General features: G+C 64.6%; 19 protein-coding genes, 3 tRNA genes and 1 pseudogene. 15 read left to right on the plus strand and 8 right to left on the minus strand.

Going from position 1 to position 23915, the window contains the following annotated elements:
- The first annotated feature begins 461 nt into the window (after nucleotides 1–461).
- Genes ACLIIZ_RS11195 through ACLIIZ_RS11205 form a run of 3 tightly spaced genes read left to right on the plus strand, consistent with a single transcriptional unit; the run spans nucleotide 462 to nucleotide 3049 of the window.
- Nucleotides 462–1445, plus strand: a complete 984-nt coding sequence (locus tag ACLIIZ_RS11195) for an integron integrase (protein ID WP_416692200.1) — start codon at nucleotides 462–464, stop codon at nucleotides 1443–1445.
- A gap of 47 nt (nucleotides 1446–1492) precedes the next feature.
- Complete coding sequence (locus ACLIIZ_RS11200) at nucleotides 1493–1732, plus strand: AbrB/MazE/SpoVT family DNA-binding domain-containing protein (RefSeq protein ID WP_416692201.1); 240 nt, start codon at nucleotides 1493–1495, stop codon at nucleotides 1730–1732.
- Between the two features lie 3 nt (nucleotides 1733–1735).
- Nucleotides 1736–3049, plus strand: a complete 1314-nt coding sequence (locus ACLIIZ_RS11205) for a replication-associated recombination protein A (RefSeq protein WP_416692202.1) — start codon at nucleotides 1736–1738, stop codon at nucleotides 3047–3049.
- Between the two features lie 6 nt (nucleotides 3050–3055).
- Here ACLIIZ_RS11205 and ACLIIZ_RS11210 read toward each other — a convergent pair whose 3' ends face one another.
- Nucleotides 3056–4015: a M14 family zinc carboxypeptidase gene (locus tag ACLIIZ_RS11210; protein WP_416692203.1), complete on the minus strand. Its 960-nt coding sequence runs from the start codon at nucleotides 4013–4015 to the stop codon at nucleotides 3056–3058.
- Between the two features lie 149 nt (nucleotides 4016–4164).
- On the opposite strand from ACLIIZ_RS11210, the gene serS reads away from it, so the two are divergent.
- A complete protein-coding gene (serS, locus tag ACLIIZ_RS11215) occupies nucleotides 4165–5451 on the plus strand; it encodes a serine--tRNA ligase (RefSeq protein WP_416692205.1) in 1287 nt (428 codons plus the stop codon).
- Nucleotides 5452–5621: 170 nt separating this feature from the next.
- On the opposite strand, the gene mltF is transcribed toward serS, so the two are convergent.
- Nucleotides 5622–7043, minus strand: coding sequence for a membrane-bound lytic murein transglycosylase MltF (gene mltF, locus ACLIIZ_RS11220; RefSeq protein WP_416692206.1), 1422 nt, complete (start codon nucleotides 7041–7043; stop codon nucleotides 5622–5624).
- Between the two features lie 27 nt (nucleotides 7044–7070).
- On the opposite strand from mltF, the gene ACLIIZ_RS11225 reads away from it, so the two are divergent.
- A tRNA-Ser gene (locus ACLIIZ_RS11225) sits at nucleotides 7071–7158 on the plus strand.
- Between the two features lie 349 nt (nucleotides 7159–7507).
- On the opposite strand, the gene ACLIIZ_RS11230 is transcribed toward ACLIIZ_RS11225, so the two are convergent.
- Nucleotides 7508–10129 (minus strand): PhnD/SsuA/transferrin family substrate-binding protein, encoded by a 2622-nt coding sequence (locus tag ACLIIZ_RS11230; RefSeq protein ID WP_416692208.1) that lies wholly within the window; start codon nucleotides 10127–10129, stop codon nucleotides 7508–7510.
- Nucleotides 10130–10239: 110 nt separating this feature from the next.
- Between ACLIIZ_RS11230 and ACLIIZ_RS11235 the strand changes: the two genes are divergently transcribed.
- The 4 genes from ACLIIZ_RS11235 to ACLIIZ_RS11250 all read left to right on the plus strand — a co-directional run bounded on the left by ACLIIZ_RS11235 (nucleotide 10240) and on the right by ACLIIZ_RS11250 (nucleotide 12851).
- The gene (locus ACLIIZ_RS11235; protein ID WP_416692210.1) at nucleotides 10240–11124 is read left to right on the plus strand and encodes a bile acid:sodium symporter family protein; all 885 of its coding nucleotides are present in this window, start codon (nucleotides 10240–10242) and stop codon (nucleotides 11122–11124) included.
- Between the two features lie 83 nt (nucleotides 11125–11207).
- Nucleotides 11208–11283 (plus strand) — tRNA-Gly (locus ACLIIZ_RS11240).
- A 16-nt stretch (nucleotides 11284–11299) separates the two neighbouring features.
- Nucleotides 11300–11376: transfer RNA gene (locus tag ACLIIZ_RS11245), tRNA-Val, on the plus strand.
- Between the two features lie 62 nt (nucleotides 11377–11438).
- Nucleotides 11439–12851: an aminotransferase-like domain-containing protein gene (locus tag ACLIIZ_RS11250; protein WP_416692212.1), complete on the plus strand. Its 1413-nt coding sequence runs from the start codon at nucleotides 11439–11441 to the stop codon at nucleotides 12849–12851.
- A gap of 151 nt (nucleotides 12852–13002) precedes the next feature.
- On the opposite strand, the gene ACLIIZ_RS11255 is transcribed toward ACLIIZ_RS11250, so the two are convergent.
- The 3 genes and pseudogenes from ACLIIZ_RS11255 to ACLIIZ_RS11265 form a co-directional block, all read right to left on the minus strand.
- Nucleotides 13003–14181 carry a hypothetical protein gene (locus ACLIIZ_RS11255; protein ID WP_416692214.1) on the minus strand — a complete coding sequence of 393 codons (1179 nt, stop codon included), beginning with the start codon at nucleotides 14179–14181 and terminating at the stop codon, nucleotides 13003–13005.
- Between the two features lie 198 nt (nucleotides 14182–14379).
- Nucleotides 14380–15147 (minus strand): hypothetical protein, encoded by a 768-nt coding sequence (locus tag ACLIIZ_RS11260; RefSeq protein ID WP_416692215.1) that lies wholly within the window; start codon nucleotides 15145–15147, stop codon nucleotides 14380–14382.
- Between the two features lie 375 nt (nucleotides 15148–15522).
- Nucleotides 15523–15795 (minus strand): annotated as a pseudogene (locus ACLIIZ_RS11265) (cytochrome c oxidase subunit 3 family protein); the annotation flags it as partial.
- A 183-nt stretch (nucleotides 15796–15978) separates the two neighbouring features.
- Between ACLIIZ_RS11265 and ccoG the strand changes: the two are divergent.
- Both ccoG and ACLIIZ_RS11275 read left to right on the plus strand, forming a co-directional pair.
- On the plus strand, nucleotides 15979–17364 hold the full coding sequence (gene ccoG, locus ACLIIZ_RS11270; protein WP_416692217.1) for a cytochrome c oxidase accessory protein CcoG: 1386 nt from the start codon (nucleotides 15979–15981) through the stop codon (nucleotides 17362–17364).
- Entirely contained in the window at nucleotides 17361–17576 is a 216-nt protein-coding gene (locus ACLIIZ_RS11275) for a hypothetical protein (protein ID WP_416692218.1), read from the plus strand. The genes ccoG and ACLIIZ_RS11275 overlap by 4 nt, the downstream gene beginning before the upstream one ends.
- A 5-nt stretch (nucleotides 17577–17581) precedes the next feature.
- Here ACLIIZ_RS11275 and ACLIIZ_RS11280 read toward each other — a convergent pair whose 3' ends face one another.
- Together ACLIIZ_RS11280 and ACLIIZ_RS11285 are read right to left on the minus strand one after the other, a co-directional pair.
- A complete protein-coding gene (locus ACLIIZ_RS11280) occupies nucleotides 17582–18223 on the minus strand; it encodes a hypothetical protein (protein ID WP_416692219.1) in 642 nt (213 codons plus the stop codon).
- A 13-nt stretch (nucleotides 18224–18236) separates the two neighbouring features.
- A complete protein-coding gene (locus ACLIIZ_RS11285; RefSeq protein WP_416692220.1) occupies nucleotides 18237–19109 on the minus strand; it encodes a bactofilin family protein in 873 nt (290 codons plus the stop codon).
- A gap of 459 nt (nucleotides 19110–19568) precedes the next feature.
- Here ACLIIZ_RS11285 and ACLIIZ_RS11290 point away from each other — a divergent pair, with 459 nt between their 5' ends.
- The 4 genes from ACLIIZ_RS11290 to ACLIIZ_RS11305 all read left to right on the plus strand — a co-directional run bounded on the left by ACLIIZ_RS11290 (nucleotide 19569) and on the right by ACLIIZ_RS11305 (nucleotide 23912).
- Nucleotides 19569–20951, plus strand: coding sequence for a dicarboxylate/amino acid:cation symporter (locus ACLIIZ_RS11290; protein WP_416692221.1), 1383 nt, complete (start codon nucleotides 19569–19571; stop codon nucleotides 20949–20951).
- Between the two features lie 168 nt (nucleotides 20952–21119).
- Complete coding sequence (locus tag ACLIIZ_RS11295) at nucleotides 21120–22778, plus strand: ATP-binding SpoIIE family protein phosphatase (RefSeq protein ID WP_416692222.1); 1659 nt, start codon at nucleotides 21120–21122, stop codon at nucleotides 22776–22778.
- Nucleotides 22779–22786: 8 nt separating this feature from the next.
- Complete coding sequence (locus ACLIIZ_RS11300; RefSeq protein WP_416692223.1) at nucleotides 22787–23119, plus strand: STAS domain-containing protein; 333 nt, start codon at nucleotides 22787–22789, stop codon at nucleotides 23117–23119.
- Nucleotides 23109–23912, plus strand: coding sequence for an MlaE family ABC transporter permease (locus tag ACLIIZ_RS11305; RefSeq protein WP_416692224.1), 804 nt, complete (start codon nucleotides 23109–23111; stop codon nucleotides 23910–23912). Before ACLIIZ_RS11300 ends, ACLIIZ_RS11305 begins: the two co-directional genes overlap by 11 nt.
- Nucleotides 23913–23915: the final 3 nt, after the last annotated feature.

Below are 23915 nucleotides of genomic sequence, written 5' to 3' on the forward strand. Positions count from 1 at the left end.
GACGACATGGCCGACATGATCACCGAACGCCATCGCCGACGACTTGAGGCGATGCAATCCGCCTACCAAAAACAGGCCAAAACCCTTCGGGCATCAAAGTAATGCCGAATCTGACAAAGTAGAACTAACCGTCGAGCACCCTGCCACCGCGTAGCGGTTTAGTTCAACGTAAAGTGGACGGCATATTTGCCGCATATTCTGGAATGCCGCCATCTATTCTGGACGGCATGTCAGTAGCGAAGGGCCGGCCGGAGTGGGCTTTGGCGGAGTTCGCCCGCATATTTCCCAGGATGGACGGCGCTCGAACATGGCGTGGAGCCTGGATATCAGGCGCGATCGCCGCATATGCTGGCTTCTTGACGTATACGCTGGTAAACATGGTGCGCGAGAAGTCTCTTGTCATATCGGTAAAGATGGAATACTGTATTTATAACCAGTTAATATCGATTGGCAGGTACGGCATGGAACTGAATCAATCATCGACCTTGCTGGGGCGGGTTCGGGAAGTCATCCCTTACAAGCACTACAGCATAAGGACAGAGCGCTGTTATGTCGAGTGGGTGCGCCGCTTCGTGGCTTTTCATGGGCGGCGTCACCCCAGGGAGATGGGGGCTGACGAGGTTCGGGCGTTTCTCGGGCATCTGGCGGCGGATTTGCAGGTGGCGGCGTCGACGCACCAGCAAGCCTTGTCGGCGCTGCTCTTTCTGTACCGCGAAGTGCTCGGCATCGATCTACCCTGGTTGACCAATCTGGATCGGCCGAAGAAGCCGAAACGGACGCCCGTCGTGCTGTCGCGCGGCGAGGTCGAGCGCCTGCTGGCGGCGATGGACGGGACGCATGCGTTGATGGCCCGTCTTCTCTACGGAACTGGCATGCGCTTGATGGAGTGCGTGCGGCTGCGGGTCAAGGATGTCGATTTCGAGCGTAGCGAGTTGACGGTGCGTCATGGCAAGGGCGGCAAGGATAGGCTGACGGTGTTGCCGGCGTCCTTGATGGCGGCTTTGCAGGCGCATCTGCTCCGGGTGCGCAATTTGTGGGAGCAGGATGCGGCAGCCGGGCGGCCGGGGGTGGAAATGCCGGAGGCGCTGGCGCGAAAGTACCCGGCTGCGCCCAAATCGTGGGGTTGGTTCTGGGTGTTTCCGGCGCGCGAGTTGTCAACCGATCCGCGTAGCGGCATCGAGCGTCGTCACCATACGCATGAGCAGGCGCTGCAGCGGGCGATCAAGGGGGCAGTAGGGCTGGCCGGCATCGCCAAGCCGGCGTCGACGCACACGTTGCGCCATTCCTTTGCCACCCACTTGCTGGAGTCGGGTTACGACATCCGTACCGTGCAGGAACTGCTGGGCCACTCGGATGTGTCGACGACAATGATCTACACGCATGAGCTCAACCGGGGCGGGCGGGGCGTGGTGTCGCCGTTGGATGCGGTGCGTGCTTTACAGTAGCCGGCTTCGGCAATACTCTCCGGCAAAAGCTGGATGGTGGAGGAGTAATGAGGATATCAAGCAAGGGGCAGGTAAGGATTCCGCGCGCAATCCGCGAGAAGGCCGGCCTGTTGCCGCATGGCGAGGTCGAGTTTGAACTGCGCGATAACGGCGAGGTGGTGATTCGCCCGGTACCGGCGGTTGTCGGCAGGGTGCGCGAGGCGTTTGCGCGCGTGCGCGGTTCGGCCAATGCGGTGCAGTTCAAGGGGATGAGCACCGATCAATTCATGAACCTTTTGCGTGGTTGAACCTTGAGCGATTTGTTTTCTTCTACCGAAGTCGACCGTTCCGCCCCGCTCGCCGAACAGTTGCGCCCGCAGACGCCGGATGAGGTGATCGGCCAGCAGCATCTGCTCGGGCCGGGCAAGCCCTTGCGCCTGGCGTTTGCGTCCGGGCAGCCGCATTCGATGATCCTGTGGGGGCCGCCGGGCGTCGGCAAGACGACGCTGGCGCGGATGATGGCGACGCAGTTCCAGTGCGAGTTCATCGCGCTGTCGGCGGTGTTTTCCGGCATCAAGGAAGTGCGCGAGGCGGTGGCGCAGGCCGAACTGTGGAAGGTGCAGGGCAAGCGGACCATCCTCTTCGTCGATGAAATCCACCGCTTCAACAAGTCGCAGCAGGACGGCTTTCTGCCGTTTGTCGAAAGCGGGTTGTTCACCTTCATCGGTGCGACGACCGAAAACCCGTCGTTCGAGGTCAATTCGGCGCTGTTGTCGCGGGCTTCGGTGTATGTGCTGAAGTCGCTCGACGAGGCCGAGATGGGGCAATTGTTCGACCGCGCCCAGGCGCGGGCGCTGGCCGATCTGGCGTTTGACGAGGAAGCGAAGACGCGCCTGATCGGGCTGGCCGACGGCGATGCGCGGCGCCTGCTCAACCTGCTCGAACAGGTGCGCACGGCGGCGCGGGCGGCGGGGGTTTCGGCGGTCGACGGCGCCTTCATCGAGGCCACCATGGCGCAAAACCTGCGTCGTTTCGACAAGGGCGGCGACGCCTTCTATGACCAGATTTCGGCGCTGCACAAGTCGGTGCGCGGTTCCAGCCCGGACGGCGCGCTGTACTGGTTCTGCCGCATGCTCGATGGTGGCGCCGATCCGCGTTACCTGGCGCGGCGGATCATCCGCATGGCCTGGGAAGACATCGGCCTGGCCGACCCGCGGGCGATGCAGATTGCCAACGACGCGGCCGAAACCTACGAGCGCCTCGGTTCGCCGGAAGGCGAGCTGGCCCTGGCGCAGGCGGTGACTTACCTGGCGGTGGCGGCCAAGTCGAACGCCGGCTACAACGCCTACAACGCGGCGCGCGCCTTCGTTGCCAAGGACGGTTCACGGCCGGTGCCGGTGCATCTCAGGAACGCGCCGACCAAGCTGATGAAGGAACTCGGCTACGGCAAGGCCTATCGCTACGCGCACGACGAGCCGGAAGCCTACGCCGCCGGCGAGAGCTACCTGCCGGACGGCATGCCTGAGCCCGGCTGGTACGCGCCGACGCCGCGCGGGCTGGAGGGCAAGATCGGCGAAAAACTCGCCCACCTGCGCGATCTGGATCGCAAGGCGGGCAAGAAGTAGCTGGGGTCAGTCGATCTTCTTGTGATCGATCTTGCCCTTGAAGACGGGCTCGCCGTATTTTTCCGGGCGCTTGGTGGTTTCCTTGGCGCTGCCGTTGCCGGCCTTGATGTTGCGGTCCATCCATTTCAGCATGTCCACCCACATCGCCCGCTGGTCGCGCGGCGATGGCATCATCGTCGCGTTCGGCAGTTCGATGGTGACCACCGGCACGTTCTTGTGCAGGCCGCCGTAATTGCCCAGCGAACCCGGGTAGACGCCGAGACGGTTGAGCGCCAGGCGGCCGAAGCGCAGCGGCTGCGGCGCCGGGCCGTCGTAGTCGAGCAGGTTGTAAGGGGCGTGGATGCTGATGATGACGTCCGGCTTGTAGTCGGCGATCTGTTTTTCCAGCCAGCGCGTCTCGATTTCCGAGCCGCCGGATTCCCCGGGAAAGCGCCGCGGGTCGCGGCCGGTGCGTTCGATCCAGTATTTCTTGGCGTCGCTGTCCCAGTCCGGGGTCGGGAAGTTGCGGTTGAGATCGACGCCCTTGCTGTTGACCCGGGTCGATGGGCGGATCAGCAGGCCGTCCGGATTGGACGCCGGAATCATCCGCCAGTGATATTTCTTGCCGGCGTCCTCGCCGACCCATTCGAGCCAGCGGAAGACGATGGAGACGGCGGTCAGTTCGTCGCCGTGGATGCCGCCGACGACCAGCACGCGCGGTGCCTTGTCCGGGTGCTTGCTGACCGCCTTGATGTCGCGCCAGACCAGGGCGCGACCGCCAGCGGTACGCTCGCTGCCGGTGACGAAGGACTGCTTGCGGCAGTGGTCGGCGTCGACGCTGTGCAGGCGGGCGCCAAGGTCGTCGCACCAGGCGTCGGTGACGCTGGCGGTGGTTGGGGCGGGGGGGGCTGGGTTGGCTGAGGCGGAAGCGATGCAGGCGGCGGCAAGTGTCACGGAAAGCAGGGTTGGGATGAAATGGCGAGTCATGCGTTTTGAATATTTATGAGCGAGGCGTAATGATAACCGGGTCAGTCCGATTCTGGGCGTTGGCGTGTCGCGTATAATCACCGGCTGATTTGGCGCCGGCTGATTCCAGGGGAATCCGCTGCCGCCTGGCCCCATCCAGGAAAATGATCATGCTCGACATCCAACAACTCCGTTCCAATCTCGATGCCGTCGCCGCCGGTCTGGCCAAGCGCGGCAAACCCATCGACTTCACCGCCTTCGCGGCGCTGGAAGCCGAGCGCAAGACGCTGCAGACGCGCACCCAGGACCTGCAGGCGCAGCGCAACAGCCTGTCCAAGCAGATCGGCATGTTGAAAGGGCAGGGCAAGGATGCCTCCGAGGTGATGGCCCAGGTCGGCGCCCTGGGCGACGAACTGAAGGCTTCCGAAGCGCGCCTGGCCGAACTGCTCGGCGAGTTCAACGCGATCCTCGCCGCGCTGCCCAACATCCCCGACGAATCGGTGCCGGTTGGCGCCGACGAGAGCGCCAACGTCGAGATCAAGCGCTGGGGCACGCCGCGCGTTTTCGACTTCCCGGTCAAGGACCATACCGATGTCGGCGAGGCCATCGGTCAGCTCGATTTCGCCACCGCCGCCAAGATTTCCGGCGCCCGCTTCTCGCTGCTGAAGGGCGGTCTGGCCCGTCTGCACCGCGCGCTCGCCCAGTTCATGCTCGACACGCACACCGCCGAGCACGGCTACACCGAGCTCTACGCGCCCTACCTGGTCAACGCCGCCAGCCTCTACGGCACCGGTCAGCTGCCCAAGTTCGAGGAAGACCTGTTCAAGGTGCTGCGCGGCGAGCAGGATCCGCTCTACCTGATTCCGACCGCCGAAGTGCCGGTGACCAACATCGTCCGCGACGAAATCCTCGCCGCCGAGGTGCTGCCGCTCAAGTTCGTCTGCCACACCCCGTGCTTCCGTTCCGAAGCCGGTTCGGGCGGCCGCGATGTGCGCGGCATGATCCGCCAGCACCAGTTCGACAAGGTCGAGTTGGTGCAGATCGTCCATCCGGAAAAATCGGCCGAAGCGCACGAGGAATTGACCCGCCACGCCGAAGTGATCCTCGAAAAACTGGAACTGCCTTACCGCCGCGTCGTGCTGTGTACCGGCGACATGGGCTTCTCCGCCGCCAAGACCTACGACCTCGAAGTCTGGCTGCCGGCGCAGAATACCTACCGCGAGATTTCCTCCTGCTCCAACTTCGGCGCCTTCCAGGGCCGCCGCATGCAGGCGCGCTTCCGCAACGACAAGAACAAGCCGGAAATCTGCCACACGCTGAACGGCTCCGGTCTGGCGGTTGGCCGCACGCTGGTGGCGATTCTGGAGAACAATCAGCGCGCCGACGGCAGCGTCGAAATCCCGGCCGCTTTGCGCCCCTACATGGGCGGTTTGGAAAGCCTGACGCCGACGCGCTGATTGTTTCGGCGCAGGCTAACCGCGCGTAGCGCGCGTTAAGCGCCGCAGGCGCGGCCGTAGCCAAAACAACCAGCAGGCCGACGGTAGCGTCACCATTCCGGTAGCTTTGCGTCCCTACATGGGGGGTCTGGAACAGCTGACGTCGACGCGCTGATTGTTTCGGCGCCGGTTCAGCGTCCGAGCCTGAGTTCCGGCGCCTCGCCGCGCATGCCGATCTTGCCGTCCATCGGCGAGATGGCGGCGGTCAGCGGTGGCGCGTTGCGGACCAGGATGTCGTAATAGCTGCGGATGTTTTCGACCATGATCACCGCTTCGCCGCCGCGCGCCCGGCCGGATTTGAGCCGGCTGTAATACTTGGGCTTGGCCAGCAGCGGCAGGACCCGCTTCATGTCGTACCAGGCGCCGGGGTCGGCGTTCAATTGCTTGCCGATGGTCCGTGCCGCGTTGAGGTGGCCGGGGCCGATGTTGTAGCCGGCGATCGCCAGCCAGGTGCGGTCGGGTTCCGGCATGTCGTGCGGCAGGCTGTTGCGGATCATGTTCAGGTAGCGGGCGCCGGCCAGGACGCTCTCGCGCGGGTCGAGGCGGTTGCTGACGCCGAGCCGGTCGGCGGTTTCCTCGGTCAGCATCATCAGCCCGCGGACATTGGTATAGCTGGTGGCGAACGGGTCCCAATGCGATTCCTGCCAGGCCAGCGCGGCGATCAGCCGCCAGTCGATGCCGGTCTGCCGTTCGGCGTCCAGAAAATGCTTGCGCAACTGTGGCAGCGTGGTCTTGATGTGGCCGAGGAATTTTTCGACGTCGTCCTGCTGCAGGCGGCGGACGTGGCCGAAATAGCGTTCTTCTAGGCGGGCCAGCGTGCCATCGGCGCGGATTCTTTCGAGATAGGCTTCGATCCGCGCCTTCAGTTCCGGATTCGGCACCGGCCCCAGCCACCAGACGACCGGCGCCTCGCTGCTCAGCGGCAGGGTGGTGCGCAGGCTGGGAACATACTGGTTGGCGATGTCGGCGAACTTGCCGTCCATCGCGACGTAGGAAATCTTCTGTTCGCCGAGCGCTTCGAGCAGGTCGATGACGTCGCCCTGACCGATTTCTATCAATTGCAGGCCGGGGATTTTTTCCATCAGACGGCGGATCGTTGCTGCCTGCCGGGTTCCGGCCAGCGCGTGCACGGTCTTGCCGGCCAGTTGGTCGAGCGAGGTCAGCGGCAACGAGGCCTCGTGCTGGGCGAGCACATCGTAGGTCTTGAACAGTGGCGGGCCGCTCTGCATCTCCGGATTGCTTCCCGGCGACAGCCAGGAGGCGGCGATGTGGTAGGAGCCGTTGAGCAACTGCCGGCTGAGTTCGCCTGGTGACAGAACGTTGAACTTGACCGGGACGCCCAGTTCCTCGGCCAGTCCGTTGACCAGATCGTATTCCAGCCCGCTGATGCTGCCCGATTCGTCGAGCTGGTAGGTGAGCGGGCCGGGGCGCGTCAATACGACGAGGTTCTGCTTGCCCGGCGTCGGGTAGGGAAGCGGTACCGGCCATCCCCTGTCGCAGGCAGCGAGCAGCAGAGTGAGCAGAAATGCGACAAGGCTGTTAAACCGCGCCATAACTTGTGCTATTATCTCGGCCGCTGCGGAGAGGTGGCAGAGTGGTCGATTGTACCTGACTCGAAATCAGGCGTACTGCAAGGTACCGAGGGTTCGAATCCCTCCCTCTCCGCCAGCAAACGATTGACGATGGAAGTAGTGATGCCGGCCCTTTTCAGGCTGGCTTTTTTTTTGTCCTGTTTTTCGTTGGGATAGCGTTTGGCAAGCATGAATTCCCCGCTGGGCAGAAATCTTGCGGCGATGTTACCGCAAGGGCCGTGCCGCATTGGTAAGGAAATGCGCGATTTGTAAATCGCCGGCGGGCGCCGGCTATTCGCCCGGTCCGGGCCAGATCCAGCCGAGCAGGTAAAGCAGCATCAGGACAGTGCCGATGAAGAGCAGCGGAACAAGGATGAGGGAAGCGGACATGCGCCGATTATCCCTGCTTCATTATTCCCTTTGAATTGTACGATGGTCGTACCCGATCACTGCGCCGGTCGGGACTGGCGCAGCCATTGGAGTAGGGTTTCGAACAGCCGTTCCGGCGCCACCGGTTTGCCGAGGTGGTCGTTCATGCCGGCTTCCAGGCAGCGTAGGCGATCTTCGGCGAAGGCGTTGGCGGTCATGGCGATGATCGGTGTCTCGCGGTTGAGCGATGCGGCGCGGATGGCGCGCGTTGCTTCGATGCCGTTGAGGGTCGGCATCTGCATGTCCATCAGGATCAGCGCATAGGTTTCGCGCTGCGCCAGCGCCACCGCCTCGCCGCCGTCCTCGGCGGTGTCGACGCAGAGGCCGCAATCCTCGAGCAGGCCGAGCGCCACTTCGCGGTTGATCGGCTCGTCCTCGACGAGCAGGACGCGGCTGGCCAGGAATTCGCGGATGATCTGCAACTCGGCCGAACTGCCCGGCGTGTCGGCTACCCGCGCGTCGTCGTCGTGGCGCAGGCGGGCGGTGAACCAGAAGGTGCTGCCCTGGCCGGCGACGCTGTCGACGCCGATTTCGCCACCCATCAGGTGCACCAGGCGCTTGCTGATCGCCAGGCCGAGGCCGCTGCCGCCGTACTTGCGGGTCATCGAGTTGTCGGCCTGCTCGAAGGCGGTGAATAGGCGTTGCCGGGCTTCATCGGCGATGCCGATGCCGCTGTCCTCGATCGCGAAACGCAGGGTCACGTTGCCGTCGATGATTTCGCCGGCCTGGCAGCGCACGGTGACCTGGCCGGCATGGGTGAATTTGATCGCGTTGCCGGTCAGGTTGAGCAGGACCTGGCCCAGGCGCAAGGGATCGCCGATCAGCGACAGCCCCCTGGTCGCGTCGCTGACGTCGATGTGCAGGGCCAGTCCCTTTTCTGCGGCGCGTTGGGCGGTCAGGCTGTGCAGGTTCTCGAGCACGCTGCCGAGCCGGAAATCGGTTTCCTCGAGTTTCATCCGCTCCGCTTCGATCCGGGAAATGTCGAGGATGTCGTTGATCACGTGCAGCAGGTGCTTCGACGCGCCATCGATCTTGCCCAGTTGCTCGCGCAACTGGCGCTCGCTGGTCTGGCGCAGGATCATGCTGGTCATGCCCATGATCGCGTTCATCGGCGTGCGCAGTTCGTGGCTCATGTTGGCGAGGAAGGTGCTCTTGGCGCGGCTGGCGTCCTCGGCGCTTTCCTTGGCCTGGATCAGGGCGGCGGTGCGTTCCTCGACCAGCGCTTCGAGATGGTCGCGGTGGCGGTGCAGTTCCGCTTCCGTGCGCTTGCGCTCGCTGATGTCGCGGAAGGCGCTGACCGAACCGCCGGTCGCCCGGCCGACCGGGTCGCGGATCGGTCGGGCGGCAATCTCGACGTCGACCAGGCTGCCGTTGCGATGGCGGAACTGCAGTTCGCCATGGAAGGCGCGGCCGTTGCGCACTGCCTCGAACAGCGGGCACTGCGCCAGCGGAACCGGGTTGCTGCCGTGGTTATGGAAGAGATCGTGACCGATGGCGCCGATTACCTCCTTGGTCGAATAGCCGAGGATTTCGGTGAACGCCGGGTTGACCATCAGGACCCGCCCGCCGCGGTCGAGCACGTAGATGCCGTCGGCGATCGTGTCGGTGATCGCGCGCAGCCGTTCCGCCTCGCGTGCCTGGTGCCGACGCATGTGCCACAGGCGTGCCGTCAATGCCGAAATGGTCAGCAGGGCGAGGATGCCGGCGAGAATCTGCCAGCGGTAACGCTGCCAGACATCGCGCATGCGGAAATCGGCCTCCTCGTAGGGGGGCAGGCGCAGGGCGCGGGTCAGTTGGTCGACGTACTGATAATCGCCGGGGATGGTGAAACCATGGATGCCCATCGCCTGCGCTACCGCCATGTCCGGCGTGATCAGCAGCAGCGCCCGGTTGACGCGCTTGACGATGTCTTCCGGTACCTTGGGCAGCGCGGCGAAGGCCCATTCGGGGTAGAGCCGGGTCGAGGTGGCAAAGGGGAAGCCGGCGAAGCGCTGCGGGTTGATGACGCGCAGCGCGCCGGGCTGTAGCTTGCCTTCGCGGCTCAGGGTTTCCAGGATGCCGGTGCGCACGAAGCCGACGTCTGCTTCGCCGGCGAGCACCGCATGAATCACCTTGTCGTGGCTGCCGACGGCGATCAGTTTCGCCGCATCCGGCAAGTCGATGCCGGCCAGTTGCAGTTCGTAGGCCTGCGTCTGGTAGCCGCCGAGGAAGGTGGCGCCGGCGCCGGGAATCGCCACCCGGGTGCCGCGGATATCGCGCAGTTTGTGGATCTGGCTGTCGGCGCGGGTGATGATGACGCCGCCGAGCTGGGCGCTGGCCCGGCCATTCTCCAGGGACTGCAGGGTGGCCATGGCACCGGAGAGGCGGTTGCCGTAGCGCAACTGGATGTAGTGCGCCGGGTTGGTGAACACCAGATCGATGCGCCCGGCGGCGATCGCCGCGTTCATCTCGGCATTGTCCAGATATTCGACGCGGACGACATGGCCGGCGGTGGCGCCGCTCAAATAGATGCCGAGCATGTCGTATTTCTGGGCCATCACCGGTTTCGGGCGGAAGGCGAGGATGCCCAGCGTCAGGGTCTCTTGCGCCAGTCCGCACAAGGGCAGGGCGGCGAGGAACAGCGCCAGCCAGAATTTCATCGTTCTCCTGTTTCGCCGTTTCGGCTTGTCGGTTCGCCTAAAGGCCTTGGTTTTTTAGGGATATTGTAAGCCTGTTGGCTGTGCCGGGGTGTCCGTATAATCGGCCGACCATGATCGACACCCTGTTCCTGCCGCTGGCGCTCGCCTTCATCATGTTCTCGCTCGGCCTGGCGCTGCGCGTGGACGATTTTCGCAGCGTCGTCGTCCATTGGCGGGCGCTGCTCATCGGCCTCGCCGGCCAGATCCTGATGCTGCCGCTGCTCGCCGCCACGCTTGGCGTCGGCCTGGGCCTGTCGCCGACCATGCTGCTCGGCCTGATGTTGATCGCCGCCAGTCCCGGTGGCGTCAGTTCCGCCTTCCTGACCCATCTGGCGCGCGGCAACACCGCGCTGTCGCTGGTCGTCTCGGCGTTCAGCAGCCTGCTCGCGGTGTTCAGCCTGCCGCTGGTGATCAAGCTGCTGCTCGGCTGGCAGGCGAGCGGCTTGGATGCCGCGCCCTTCAGCCCGGGCGACATGCCGCTCGGCAAGCTGCTCGGCGGCGTCCTCGTCGTCACCACGCTGCCCATCGTCGTCGGCATGCTGCTGCGCCTGCGCTTCAAGCTGATCGGCGAGCGCGGCGAACGCATCGTCGGCCGGCTGGCGACCGGCTTTTTCGTCGCCATCGTCGTCGTCACCTTCGTTTCGCACCGCAGCACGATCATCGACGGATTTCCCGAAGTCGGCACCGCCACCGTCCTGCTCAACCTGCTGACCATGCTCGGCGGTGCGCTGCTCGCCTGGGCCGGCGGCCTGCAGCGCCGGGAAACGATCGCCATCAGCCTGGAATGCGGCCTGCAGAACGCCGGTCTCGGCATCTTCGTCGCGCTCGCCGTCTTCCAGCAGCCGGAGCTGGCGGTGCCGAGCGTCGTCTATGCGCTGACGATGAACCTCGGCGCCGTCATCTTCCTTGGCATCGTCCGCTCCCAGCGCCACCGCGCCGGTCTCGGCGCGGCCTGATGTCAAGCCCGGAAAGCCTCTCGCTGTCAAGGTCTTGGCGTTTTCGAGAAAACCGGTAGAATGCGCGCCTCGCACACGGAAACGCGGCAGTAGCTCAGTTGGTAGAGCGATACCTTGCCAAGGTATAGGTCGAGAGTTCGAGACTCTTCTGCCGCTCCACAGCCTTTCCGTTCCGGCGTCCTTAGCTCAGTTGGTTAGAGCGCCACGTTGACATCGTGGAGGTCGATGGTTCGAATCCGTCAGGACGCACCACTGCGGTGGTTTCCCCACTTTTTCCCGATTTCTCCGCCAGCCGGGCTGCTACGATGCGCGCCATGAGTCTCTATCAGGACATTGCTGCGCGTACCGAAAAGCTGATCGGCGAAGGCGTACTGCGCCCGGGCGAGCGTCTGCCGTCGGTCCGCCAGGCCTGCCGCACGCACGCCGTGAGCCCGATCACCGTGACCCAGGCCTATGCGCTGCTGGAGAGTCGCGGGCTGATCGAGGCGCGGCCGAAATCCGGCTATTTCGTGCGCGCCCGGCTCGGCCAGAAACTGCCCGAGCCGGCGATGACGCATCCGGCCGGCGGCGCCACCGAACTGCAGGTCAGCGATTTCATCTTCCAGATCCTCGACAGCGTCCGCGATCCTGGCATCGTGCCGCTCGGCTCGAGCTTTCCGGCGGCGATGCTGTTCCCCTTCGACAAGCTCGGGCGTTTCCTCGCCGGGGCCGCCCGCCGGCTCGATCCGCAGTCCACGCTGAGCGACCTGCCGCCGGGCAACGAGGCCTTGCGCCGGCAGATCGCGCTGCGCTACCTGGCGCAGGGCGCCTCGGTTTCGCCGCAGGAGATCGTCGTCACCGCCGGCGCGATGGAAGGCCTCAACCTCTGCCTGCAGGCGGTGACCCGGCCGGGCGACCTGATCGCCGTCGAATCGCCGACCTTCTATGCCGGTCTGCAGGCAAGCGAGCGGCTCGGCCTGTGCGTCATCGAGATTCCCAGCCATCCGCGCCAGGGCGTCAGCCTGACGGCGCTCGAAGCGGCGCTGCGCGAGCATCCGGTGAAGGCCTGCCTGTTCATGCTCAACTTCGCCAATCCGACCGGCAGCCTGTTGTCCGACCCGCGCAAGCAGGAACTGCTGCAGTTGCTGCGCCGCCACCAGGTGCCGCTGATCGAAGACGACGTCTATGGCGAACTCCATTTCGACCGCCAGGCGCCCTTGTGCAGCAAGGCCGCCGACAGCGACGGCCTGGTCATGCACGTCTCCTCGTTCTCCAAGTGTCTGGCGCCCGGCTACCGACTCGGCTGGGTCGCAGCCGGCCGCTACGCCGAGGCGATCCGGCGGCAGAAACTGGCGACCAGCCTGGCGACCTCGGTGCCGGTGCAGATCGCGCTTGCCGATTACCTGCGCCAGGGCGGTTTCGACAAGCACCTGCGCCAGTTGCGACGGCGCCTGGCCGAGCAGGCGGCGACGCTGGTCGCCGCCGTTGAGCGACATTTCCCGGAAGGTACCCGGCTGACCCGGCCGCAGGGCGGCTATTTCCTGTGGCTCGAACTGCCGCCGCAAGTCGATGCGCTGCGCGTGCACCGCGAGGCGCTGGCGCGCGGCATCAGCGTCGCGCCGGGGCCGATCTTCTCGGCCAAGCGCGAGTTCGCCCACCACCTGCGGCTGAATTTCGGCCATCCGGTTGGCGACGCCCAGCTGGCGGCAGTGGCGACCCTGGGCCGCCTGGTCGCGGCCGCGCTGTAGCCGCAGAATCGCACTGATCAGACCTGAGTCGCATCAACTTGACCGGCTCGAATCGACCCTTAGCGGTAGTTGGTTGGCTGTGAAAGCGGACGTTTAACGTGGAGTTGAGGCGCCTGCGCGGTTTTTCGCGCAGGTCGTCTCGAACGCAGGGCTAGCCCTTCGATACAAGGGACACCCCAAAATCGACGATGTGCTCGGGAAGCAGCAAGCCCAGGCGCTTGGTCTTCTTGTTTACGCCGATATCTCGTCGATCCGTGAACATCTCGACTTGCTCTTTCAGCTTGTCATCGAGGCACGACATCACGTATGTAATAAATTCGTTCACGGCCTCGATGTCACCAGAAACCTTATCAAAGCCAGATGCATTGATCGAAACCCCAATAGAATGCTGCCAAAAGCTTTGATAGCTCTTGAAGATTGGCACTTTCCCAAGGAAGTAAATTTCGGAGAACTTGAGTTTGTCCACGACGACATTCCCATGGAGCATGTCATTTCGCTCGTTCACTACTGTGTTGTAGCGAGCACATTCAGACGAAGACCAGTCAATGGGGCTCTTAAAGCCAATGCAATTTATATGGAGCGATTGAACCTTAATGTCTATGTTGGCCCGCACCGCCGAGTTGTAGAGCCGTTCATTCTTCTTGATGTCAGGGCGGCACAGTATGAAAAATATCAGGTTGATGAACGACTCTGCCAGTACGGGAGTCATTGCTCGAATTGCCATCGCGAGCCCGATGCCGCGGTTGTATTTTGTGGTTAGCGCAGTCCATTCTGCCTGGAACTTTGCCTGATCCGAACCCGGTTGGAAATTGGATAGCTGCTCTGTTTCTGGGTTAAGGGCAAGCTCGTCTAGGTCTTTCTTTAGTTGCGTAATAGCGTCACGGAGCTGCCGATACGGATTGACAAACATGTCCCAGTCTTCGAGAACCGTTGATCGAATGTGGGACATCTGCTTTCCGTATTTCCCGAGGTCTCTCTTGACGTAGTCAATGAATTGCTGTTTGTCACAATTCGGAAAATCCCAGTCGCGGCCGATAAGGTGCACTTCTGTTCGCATGTTGAGCCCAAGAATCATCATCAGCCCATTGGTGTGAGCGAACGTCCAGTCCCAGTGGATTAGGTTTGCTGAATCGTCTTCGCGAAGGAAATTCTGAAGGCCATTTGGAGGCCCGAACTTCGCGTACAAGTAACAATAGAAGTCTGACGGCCGAATCTCATTCCCAATTGACCAAATGCCACCTCCTTTGGGTAGGGCGTCGCCGGTAATGATTTTTGCAATACACGGCGGCGCTATTGCTTCACATGCTTCGAGGGATACAAGGACGGTCATTGGAGGGCTAACGATGCTGTAGAAAAACCCCACTCAGAAAATTGAGGGGCGATTTTGGTGGATGATTTATGTCTCCGAGGACGACGATCGTCGATTCTGGAGCGATTGTGAAAGTCGGATTTTTCTGGGCCGCGGTCATTTTTCGCCGAACTAGGTTTTTCTACAGCCTCAACGTTTGACGAGAGGGAATTGTCAGAGCTACACGCCACTGAATTCGCGTTCAAATAATGTACCAACCAACCAGACTAAAGCGGCAGGTAGCGTCCAAATCAATATTATAAAAACATACGGAATAGCATATATATGTTTTGATTCGCTAACCACTCCCGTTGAAGCAAAATCAAAATTCCCCGCTGCAAATAAGATTATTGCTAAAATAATTTCTAATATGACAATGAAGAAAGAATTTCCATGCTCACGCATGTGCTTGTAAGACGAAACGATGTCACTAGTTGATTTTCCTCGCTTGTTTGCAAGCTTTTGGTAAAAAGAAAAGAAAGCTTTTTGTTTAAAAAGCGTTGCAATTATGGCTAAATATTGTGGCCATACAACCAAGGCTGCTAGGCAAAAAACCATTGTAAAAAAATGGCGTACAGCACCCGCGGACGAGTTTGTAAAATAAAAAATTACCGTTGCGATGAATGGCGGGGCAAAACCTATAATAAGTCTTAAAATTGAAGAGCCTCGTTTGCTTCCGAATTCAAATAGAAATCTTGCGACATGGAATACCAAAATTGGAGCGCTGGCGATATAGCAATATGCTAGGCCGTAGCCTGCGAGCAATGCCAGTACGGGGCCATCAATGACTCCAGGCGTTCCCCCTGCGCTAAATAGCATAGGCTGCAATATTGGATTTGTTTTACAAAGAAAGAAGAAAATTACACCCCCGACAACACTCCCCATTCCATAGCGGACCGCATAGAATTCCCACCACCGAGATGTGGTCTCTTGATCAGACTGTGCCATAAGTTTCCTTGTGCTCTAACAGTTGTTCGCGAACAGACTCGTCCTGGTTATTACTAATAATACGGACACGATTGGATCGCCGCTAAGGTTTTAAATGACATAGAGATTATCTGATGTCGGTCTCCTTATCAATCAGCAATCTTATGGGCAGAGCCAACGTCCGCTATGCGACGCTTTCGTGAGAGGCAGCTCCTGGCCGGGTGCTGCCAGAGAGCTTCTGGTCACGATGACGATATTGCGTGCTCAGCCGGGATAAGTTTGGGCGGTCAACGCCATCGAGATTCCGCAGTAGCCGCCTAGAGCGTCGCCCAGCGGGCGAATTCGGCGCCGAACAGGGCGAGCAGCACCAGCACCAGCGCGACCGGCGCCGTCAGCACGAAGCCGGCGACTAGCGCCGATGGCCTGCACCGAGCAGGCGATCGGGAAGCTGCTGCTGAGCATGAGCAGTGTGATTGCCGTGCCGGCGGTGCGCGACAGGCGCTCGCCGCCTTCGGCAAAAGCCTCGGGAAAATGTGCGCGGGCGACGAAGTAGACCGTGAACAGCACGAGAAACTCGACGAACTCGCAGCAGATGCCGACCCAGATTCCCTTGTTGCCGGGGATGCGTCCGCCCGGCGCGGCGTGTGTGGCGAGGGTGGCGGTTGCCATGATCTTGCGACCGCCATCGTGCCATCGCCGGCGGCGGCGCACGGGGACAGATGGCGCGAATGGCGATCGGTACAGGGAGCTGGCAGGCAAATCTGTGCCTATAATAAATCGCAGTTTCTGAATCTGTTCCTGTTTGGCGGCCGGTGGTCTACTGGCGGCCGTCAAACACCGAGGAGCGGGAGCATGAACAAGCCGGTCAGCAAGGTCAGGGAAGCCAAGCTGGAGTTGTATCGCAAGCACGGGAAGATCCACGCCCGCTCGGTCGAGGGCCGTTTCAACCGCTGGCGCTGGGGCATGGTCTGGTTTACCCAGGCGATCTTCTACGGCCTCTGCTGGTTGCCCTGGGAGAGCGCAAGCGGTTCGCGGCAGGCGGTGCTGTTCGACATCGCGCACGAAAAACTCTACCTGTTCGACCTCGTGCTCTGGCCGCAGGACGCGCTGCTGCTCGCCTTCGTGCTGATCCTGGCGGCCACCGCGCTGTTCCTGACGACGGCGCTGGCCGGCCGGCTGTTCTGCGGCTTCGCCTGTCCGCAGACGGTGTACACGATGCTGTTCACCTGGATCGAGGCGCGCGTCGAAGGCGATCACCTGGCACGCCTGAAGCTCGACCGCAGCCCGCCCGGGCCGCGCAAGCTGGCGCTGCGCCTCACGAAGCACCTGCTGTGGGCGGCGCTGGCGGCGTGGACGGCGATCACCTTCGTCGGCTACTTCACGCCGATCCGCGAGTTGCTGCCCAGCATCGCCGCGCTGTCCACCGGCCCCTGGGAAGCCTTCTGGCTGATTTTCTACGCCGCCTTTACCTACGTCCAGGCCGGGCTGGCGCGCGAGGCGGTGTGCCAGCACATGTGCCCGTATTCTCGCTTCCAGGGCGTGATGTTCGACCCGGCCACGCGCAACGTCGCCTACGACCGCCAGCGCGGCGAACCGCGCGGCAGCCGCGGCGCCGGCCACGGCGACTGCATCGATTGCGGCATTTGTGTCGAGGTCTGCCCGACCGGCATCGATATCCGCGACGGCCTGCAATACCAGTGCATCAACTGCGGCCTCTGCATCGACGCCTGCGACCGGGTGATGGACCGGATCGGCGCGCCGCGCGGGCTGATCCGCTTCGCTTCCGAGAACGAGCTGAACGGTCGCTCGACCGCCAGCGGCTGGCGGCCGCGGCCGCGCCTGGCGGTGTACGCCGGCGTTCTCGTCGCTGTCGCCGGTCTCGCCGCGTGGACGCTGGCCGAGCGCTCGCTGCTGCGCGTCGACGTCCTGCGCGACCGCGGCGCGCTCGCCCGCGAAACCGCCGACGGCCGGATCGAGAACGCCTACACGCTGAAGCTGGTCAACATCGCCGACCGGCCGCGTCGCTTCAGCGTCACGGTTGCTGGCCCGCTGGCGCTGGAAATCGTCGGCGCCAGCGAGTTCGCGGTCGGCGCCGGCAGCCTGGTCCCGGTCGCGGTCACCGTTGCGGCGCCGGCCGGCGAGCAGCGCGCCGGCATCGTGCCGATCCGCTTCGCGGTCAGCGCCGTCGACGACCCGGCGCTGCGCGTCGACGAAGCGAGCAGCTTCGCGCTGCCATGACCCGTCACGAGGATGTGCCGCCGCTCTGGCGGCACGCCGACGGCCGGCCGCTAGCCTGTGTCGAGAAAATCCGCGTCCTCGACGAGAACTACCGCGAACTGGCGCAGGTGCTGCGCGACGCGCTCGAAGACGGCATCCTGCTCGGCTGCGCCGAAAGCGAACTGCGGGCGGCGCTGCACGAACTGGTCGAGCGCGTCCGCCCGGGTTTCTGAGACGCTCATCGGGCGTCGTGCAGGACGCCGGCACGGCGCAGGCGGTGTGCCGACCAGCCGTTGCCGGCGAGGAACATGCGCGTCGTCAACCGGTCGTGCTGCGCGGCGTCCACCGTCGGTCCGAGGTCATGGATGCGCTTGTCGCGGATATCCACGTAGCGCAGCGGCTGGCGGCGGCCGAGCGAGCGCCACAGGGCGAAGGCGGCTGGCGACTGGCGGGCGCCGCTGACCAGGCAGATGCCGCGCGCCAACGCCCAGGCATAGACGGCGCTGGCCAGGCCGCGCCCCTGCCAGGCCGGTGCGTACTTCGAATGCGGCGAGCGGACGTGACGGTCGCTGCGGCGGTCGATCTCGATCAACCGGTTGAACACCGTATAGCCGGCGAGCCGGCCGCTGGCGGCATCGACGACATAGACGAAGTGCTCGCCGTCGGCTTCGCGGTGGCGAAAGAGCAGGCCGGGCAGCGGCGCCGGCCAGGTCGCGCAGGCGTGCAACGCGTCGCCGGGCGTCTGCAGGCGCCGGTCGAGCGCCGCCAGTTCGGCTTCGAGGCTGGCCGGCGGCAGTTCGACGTCGATCCGCAGTTCGCTTCGCAACGGTCGACGCAAGGCCAGGGCGGGGAAGGAAAAAGCGGGCAGGGCAAGGAGCATGGCGTGTCCTCCCTCAGCCGGCGGCAGGGCCGGACCAGTGGCCGCTGATCAGGTCGGGCGGATGCACGGCGGCACTGACGCGGGCGCTTTGCGCCCAGTCGGCGAGCGCCACGTCGAGCCCGGCGAAGATGCCGTAGCCGGCGCCAGCGCGGATCGTGCCGCCGGCACTAAGGCTTTCGCCGGCGCGGATGCTGCCGCCGGCAGCGATGTCTTCGCCGGCCCGGATGCCCCAGCCGGCTTCGAGGTGACGGCCGGTTTCGATCGCCCCGCCAGCCAGGATGCCGTGACCGGCGCGCAGAGCGCCGCCGGCGGCGACCCGGCCGCCGGCCTGGAGGCCGCGGGCACAGACGACGGCGGCCGCCACGTCGAGATCGAGGCCGACACTGACGTGGTCGGCGGCTTCCAGGCTGGCGCCGCAGCGCAAATCGCCGCCGACGCGCAAGCGACCGCCGCAACGCAGCGCGCCGTCGGCGTCGATGCTCCAGTCGGCGCGCAGTTCGCCGCCGACCGTCAGCTTGCCGGCGCAGCGGATGCCGCCGTCGCTGCGCAGGTCTTCGCCGACCACCAGGTCGCCGTCGACGCGCAGGCCGCGAGCGACCCGTAGCTGGCGGCCGACGCGCAGCAGGGCGCCGGCCTCGGCGTTGCCGAGCACTTGCAGCGTGCCGGCGAAGACGAGGCTGTCGGCGGTGAGCGCATCGACGACGCGCACCTCGTCGGTCGGCCCGAACTGGTCGAGCAGCCAGCAGGCGTCGTTGCTGCGCCCGTCGGCGACCAGCGCGTCGAGCAGTTCCTGGTAGTGGCCGTGTTCGGTGTAATGCCGGGCGAACCAGCGGAACCCCTCGCGACAGGGGCGTTTTGCCTTGATCAGGCTCTTGGTGAGTTGCATGGCGTCTCCACGATGACCTTGAGCCGCCGGGCTTCGCGGCGCGGCGGCGGAATGGCAGTCATGGCGGCGGATGCCGGTGGACGGGAGGGGGCCTTGCGCGGCCAGGACTGCACGATGAACGGCGCGCCGGAAAGGGCGCCGGGCAAGGTGCCGTGCGGGGCGCCCGGGCTAGTGCCCGGGCCGCGCCCGCACGGCCGTGGAAAGCACGGCGGGCGACCCCGTGACCTTGAAGGCGAGTTGCAACGCCGGGCGCCGGGCGGACGCGCCGCTGCCTGCCGGGATCGGCAGGCGGGCAGGGCGGTCGTGGCGGGCGTCGGACATCGGCGGTGGTCGGGAAAAATGCGGGCGCCCGGATTATAGACCAGGGTCCGGCGGGCGGATTGTGGTTAACCACAATTCGGAAAGCCACAATTTCCCGATATTCGCCTAGCCACCATACTCGCGGCCCATCGGTCGGGGATGGGTTCCCGACATGTCCATTTTGATCGGGGGAATGCAGTGAAGAAGATTTTCCAGAGCCTCTACGTCCAGGTGCTGATCGCCATCACGATCGGCGTCCTGCTCGGGCACTTCTATCCGGAAACCGGCGCGGCGATGAAGCCGCTGGGCGACGGATTCATCAAGCTGATCAAGATGATCATCGCGCCGATCATCTTCTGCACCATCGTCGTCGGCATCGCCGGCATGGAAGACATGAAAAAGGTCGGCAAGACCGGCGGCCTGGCCGTGCTCTACTTCGAGATCGTCAGCTCGATCGCCCTCGTCATCGGCCTCATCGTCGTCAATGTCTGGGCGCCCGGCGTCGGCATGAACGTCGATCCGGCCTCGCTCGACACCTCGGCCATCGACAAGTACGCGGCGCCCGGCCAGATGCAGACGACGACGCAATTCCTGCTGAACATCATCCCGACCAGCGTGGTCGATGCCTTCGCCAAGGGCGACATGCTGCAGGTGCTGTTCTTCTCGGTCCTCTTCGGTTACGCGCTGCACGCCTTCGGCGAGCGCGGCAAGCCGGTGTTCGATTTCATCGAGCGCCTGTCGCACGTCTTCTTCCGCATCGTCGGCGTCATCATGAAGGTCGCCCCGGTCGGCGCTTTCGGCGCCATGGCCTACACCATCGGCAAGCATGGCGTCGGCAGCCTGGCCCAACTGGCCAGCCTGATGGGCGCCTTCTACCTGACCTGCGTGCTGTTCGTCTTCGGCGTCCTCGGCACCATCGCCATGGGTCACGGCTTCTCGGTCTGGAAACTGATCAAGTACATCAAGGAGGAGCTGTTCCTGGTCCTCGGCACCTCGTCGTCGGAATCGGCGTTGCCGCGCCTGATGGCGAAGATGGAAAACGCCGGCGCCCAGAAGTCGGTGGTCGGCCTGGTCGTCCCCACCGGCTACTCGTTCAACCTCGACGGCACCTCGATCTACCTGACGATGGCGGCGGTCTTCATCGCCCAGGCGACCAACACGCCGCTCGACCTGTCGCACCAGATCACCCTGCTGTTGATCCTGCTGCTCACCTCGAAGGGCGCCGCCGGCGTCACCGGCAGCGGTTTCATCGTGCTCGCGGCGACGCTGTCCGCCGTCGGCACCGTGCCGGTGGCCGGCCTGGCGCTGATCCTCGGCATCGACCGCTTCATGTCGGAAGCCCGCGCGCTGACCAACTTCGTCGGCAACAGCGTCGCCACGCTGGTCGTCGCCAAGTGGTGCGGCGCGCTCGACCAGGAGCGCTTGCGCGCCGTCCTCAACAACGAGACGGTCGACGAGGCCGACCATCCCGAACTGGTCCTCGACGACGCGCCGGCGCCGGACATCGCGCACACGCCGCAGCCAGCCACCGCCCACCACTGAGCGACCAACGATCTCCTCCAGCCGCTGTGCTGCTTGCGCCCCGTCCCTGCCGACGGGGCTTTTTTTCGTCCGCCGCCGCGCCAGCCCGGCTTGAGCCAGGCGGCGCTTGGGTTTACATTGGTGCCGACCGCCTGTGCGGCGATTCCAATGTCCTCCGAGCGACCCGCCGTGACTTCCAGCAACCATTCCCTGACGCCCGACGCCGCCGGCGACATCCAGTGGCTGGCCAGCCTCAGCCAGGATTTCGCCGCCTCGCTGTCGATGCCCGAGACGCTCGACAACGCCATCGCCCAGATCATGAGCTACCTCGAGGTCGAGGCGGCGTCGATCTTCCTGCTCGACCCCGGCGAGGCGACGCTGACCTGCCTGGCCTGCGCCGGTGCCGTCGACATCCGCGGCCTGACCGTGGCCAACGGCCAGGGCATCGTCGGTCGCGCGGTGAGCAGCGGCCAGCCGCAGCTGGTGCGCGACGTTGCCGCCGACGGCGATTTTTCCGGGGCGATCGACGCGCTGACCGGTTTCCGCACCCGCTCCATCCTGTGCGCGCCGCTGCAGGTCAAGGGGCGCAAGCTGGGGGCGCTGGAGGTGATCAACAAGCGCGCCGCCGACGCCAACTTCGACGCCGGCGACTGCCAGTTGCTGCAGGCGCTGGCCGGCGTCGTCTCGCTCGCCATCCACAATGCGCGGATGGCCGAGGCGCTGCTCGAACAGGAGCGGATGCGGCGCGACCTCGACCTCGCCCGGGAAATCCAGCGCGGCCTGCTGCCGCAGTCGCCGCCCGGCTTTCCGGTGTGCGCGATCAACCTGCCGGCGCTCGAGGTTTCCGGCGATTTCTACGATTTCTTTCCGCTGCCCGACGGCCGCATCGTCTGGGGCCTGGGCGACGTCTCGGGCAAGGGCATGAACGCCGCGCTACTGATGGCCAAGACGATCAGCCTGTTCCGCTGCCTGGGCAAGCGCGAGCCCGACATCGGCCGCCTGCTCGCCGACCTCAACGACGAGATTGCCGAAACCGCGCTGTTCGGCATGTTCGTCACCATGGTACTGGGTACTTACGAGCCGGCGAGCGGCGCGGTGCGCCTGGTCAATGCCGGCCATCAGCCGCCGCTGTTGCGCCAGCGCGACGGCAACTACGTCGAGTTCGCCGCCGCCGGGCCGCCGCTCGGCGTGCTGCCCGGCATGAGCTACGAGGCGGTGGCGCTGCAGCTCGATGGCGGCCGCCTGTTCGTGTTCACCGACGGCGTCACCGAAGGCCTGCGCGAAGACGGCAGCATGCTCGGCCTCGCCGGCCTGCAGGCGATCTTCGACGCCCACGCCGGCGCCGCTGCCAGCGACCAGTTGGCGGCGGTGGCCGACACGCTGCAGTCCGGCGGGCGCCGCCTGCGCGACGACCTGACCTTGCTGGCGATTGCCCCGCCGCCCTTGCTCGACCGCGAATTCCCGGCCGAATCCGGCGTCCTCGCCGAAGTCCGGGCGACGCTGGAGGCGGCGTTGAACGGCGTCGGCCTTGCCGCCGAAGCGGTCGGCGAGCTGGTGCTGGCGGTCAACGAGGCGTGCATGAACATCATCCAGCACGGCTACGCCTATGCCGAAGGTCAGGTTTTCCGCTTGCGCCTGTGGCGCGATGACGGCATGCTCCAGGTGCACCTGCTCGACCACGGCCGCCCGGCCAGGCTGGACGACCTCTGTCCGCGGGCACTGGACGAGCTGCGCCCGGGGGGGCTGGGGGTGCATTTCATGCGCCAGTTGAGCGACGGCATCGCCTACCTGCCGCCGCCGCCGGGCTACGATAATCTGTTGCAGATCAGCAAACGACTCAAGGCATGAGGGACAGGGTGGAAATCAGTACGCGCAAGGCGGGGGAATACGACTGGCTGGGCTTGTCCGGCGATGTGGACATGCACGCCGCGCCGCAGGTGCGCAAGGCGCTGCTCGACGCGCTGCAGGGGAAGAATGGCTTGCTCGTCGATCTCGCTGGCGTCAGCTACATGGACAGCTCGGGCGTCGCCTGCCTGGTCGAGGCCTTCCAGACGGCGCGCCGGCAGGGTAGCCGTTTCGCGCTGGTGGCGGTGGCACCGCCGGTCCTTGCGGTGTTGCGCCTGGCCCGGCTGGACAAGGTATTCACGCTCTACGCCACGGTGGACGAGGCGCTGGCCGGTGGCCGCTGAGTTCCTGAGCCAGCGCGTCGAGGCGCTCGGCCGCCGGACGGCGGCGGCGCTGGCCGAATTCGGCTATATCGCGGCGCTCCTCGTCGAGGCCTGCTACTGGCTGTTGCTCGGCCACTGGCGGCGGCAGCCGGTGCGCCTGCCGGCGGTTTTCCGGGAGGCGGTCGGGGTCGGCGTCGCGGCGATTCCGGTGGTCGGCCTGGCGGCTTTCGCCACCGGCATGATGCTGGCGATCCAGGGCGTCTACACGCTGCGCACCTTCGGCGCCGAGGAACAGGTGGTGATCGGCGTCGCCCTCTCGGTGGCGCGCGAGTTCGGGCCGCTGATCACCGGCATCTTCGTCGCCGGCCGCTCCGGTTCGGCGATCGCCGCGCGCATCGGCACCATGCAGATTTCGCAGGAGATCGACGCCCTGCGCGTGATCGGCATCAACCCGGTGCGCTACCTGGTGGCGCCGATCCTCGCCGCGATGTTGCTGACGCTGCCGGCGCTGACCGTGCTTGCCGACCTGCTGGCGCTGCTCGGCGCCGCGCTCTACTGCGCCGGCGACCTCAACCTGCCGGTCGGCATCTTCTTCGAACGGACCTTCACCATCCTGCGCGTCGCCGATGTCCTCGACGGCCTGACCAAGAGCCTCTTGTTCGCCGTCGTCGTCACCCTGATCGGCGCCAGCAACGGTTTCTCGGTCACGGCGGGCGCCGAGGGCGTCGGCCGGGCGACGACGCGTTCGGTGGTGCTGTGCTGCATCGCCATCATCCTGGTGGACATGGTGTTCACCTTCTTCACCAGCCGCTGAACG

Source organism: Azonexus caeni (genome assembly GCF_048146105.1).
Taxonomy (GTDB): domain Bacteria; phylum Pseudomonadota; class Gammaproteobacteria; order Burkholderiales; family Rhodocyclaceae; genus Azonexus; species Azonexus aromaticus_B.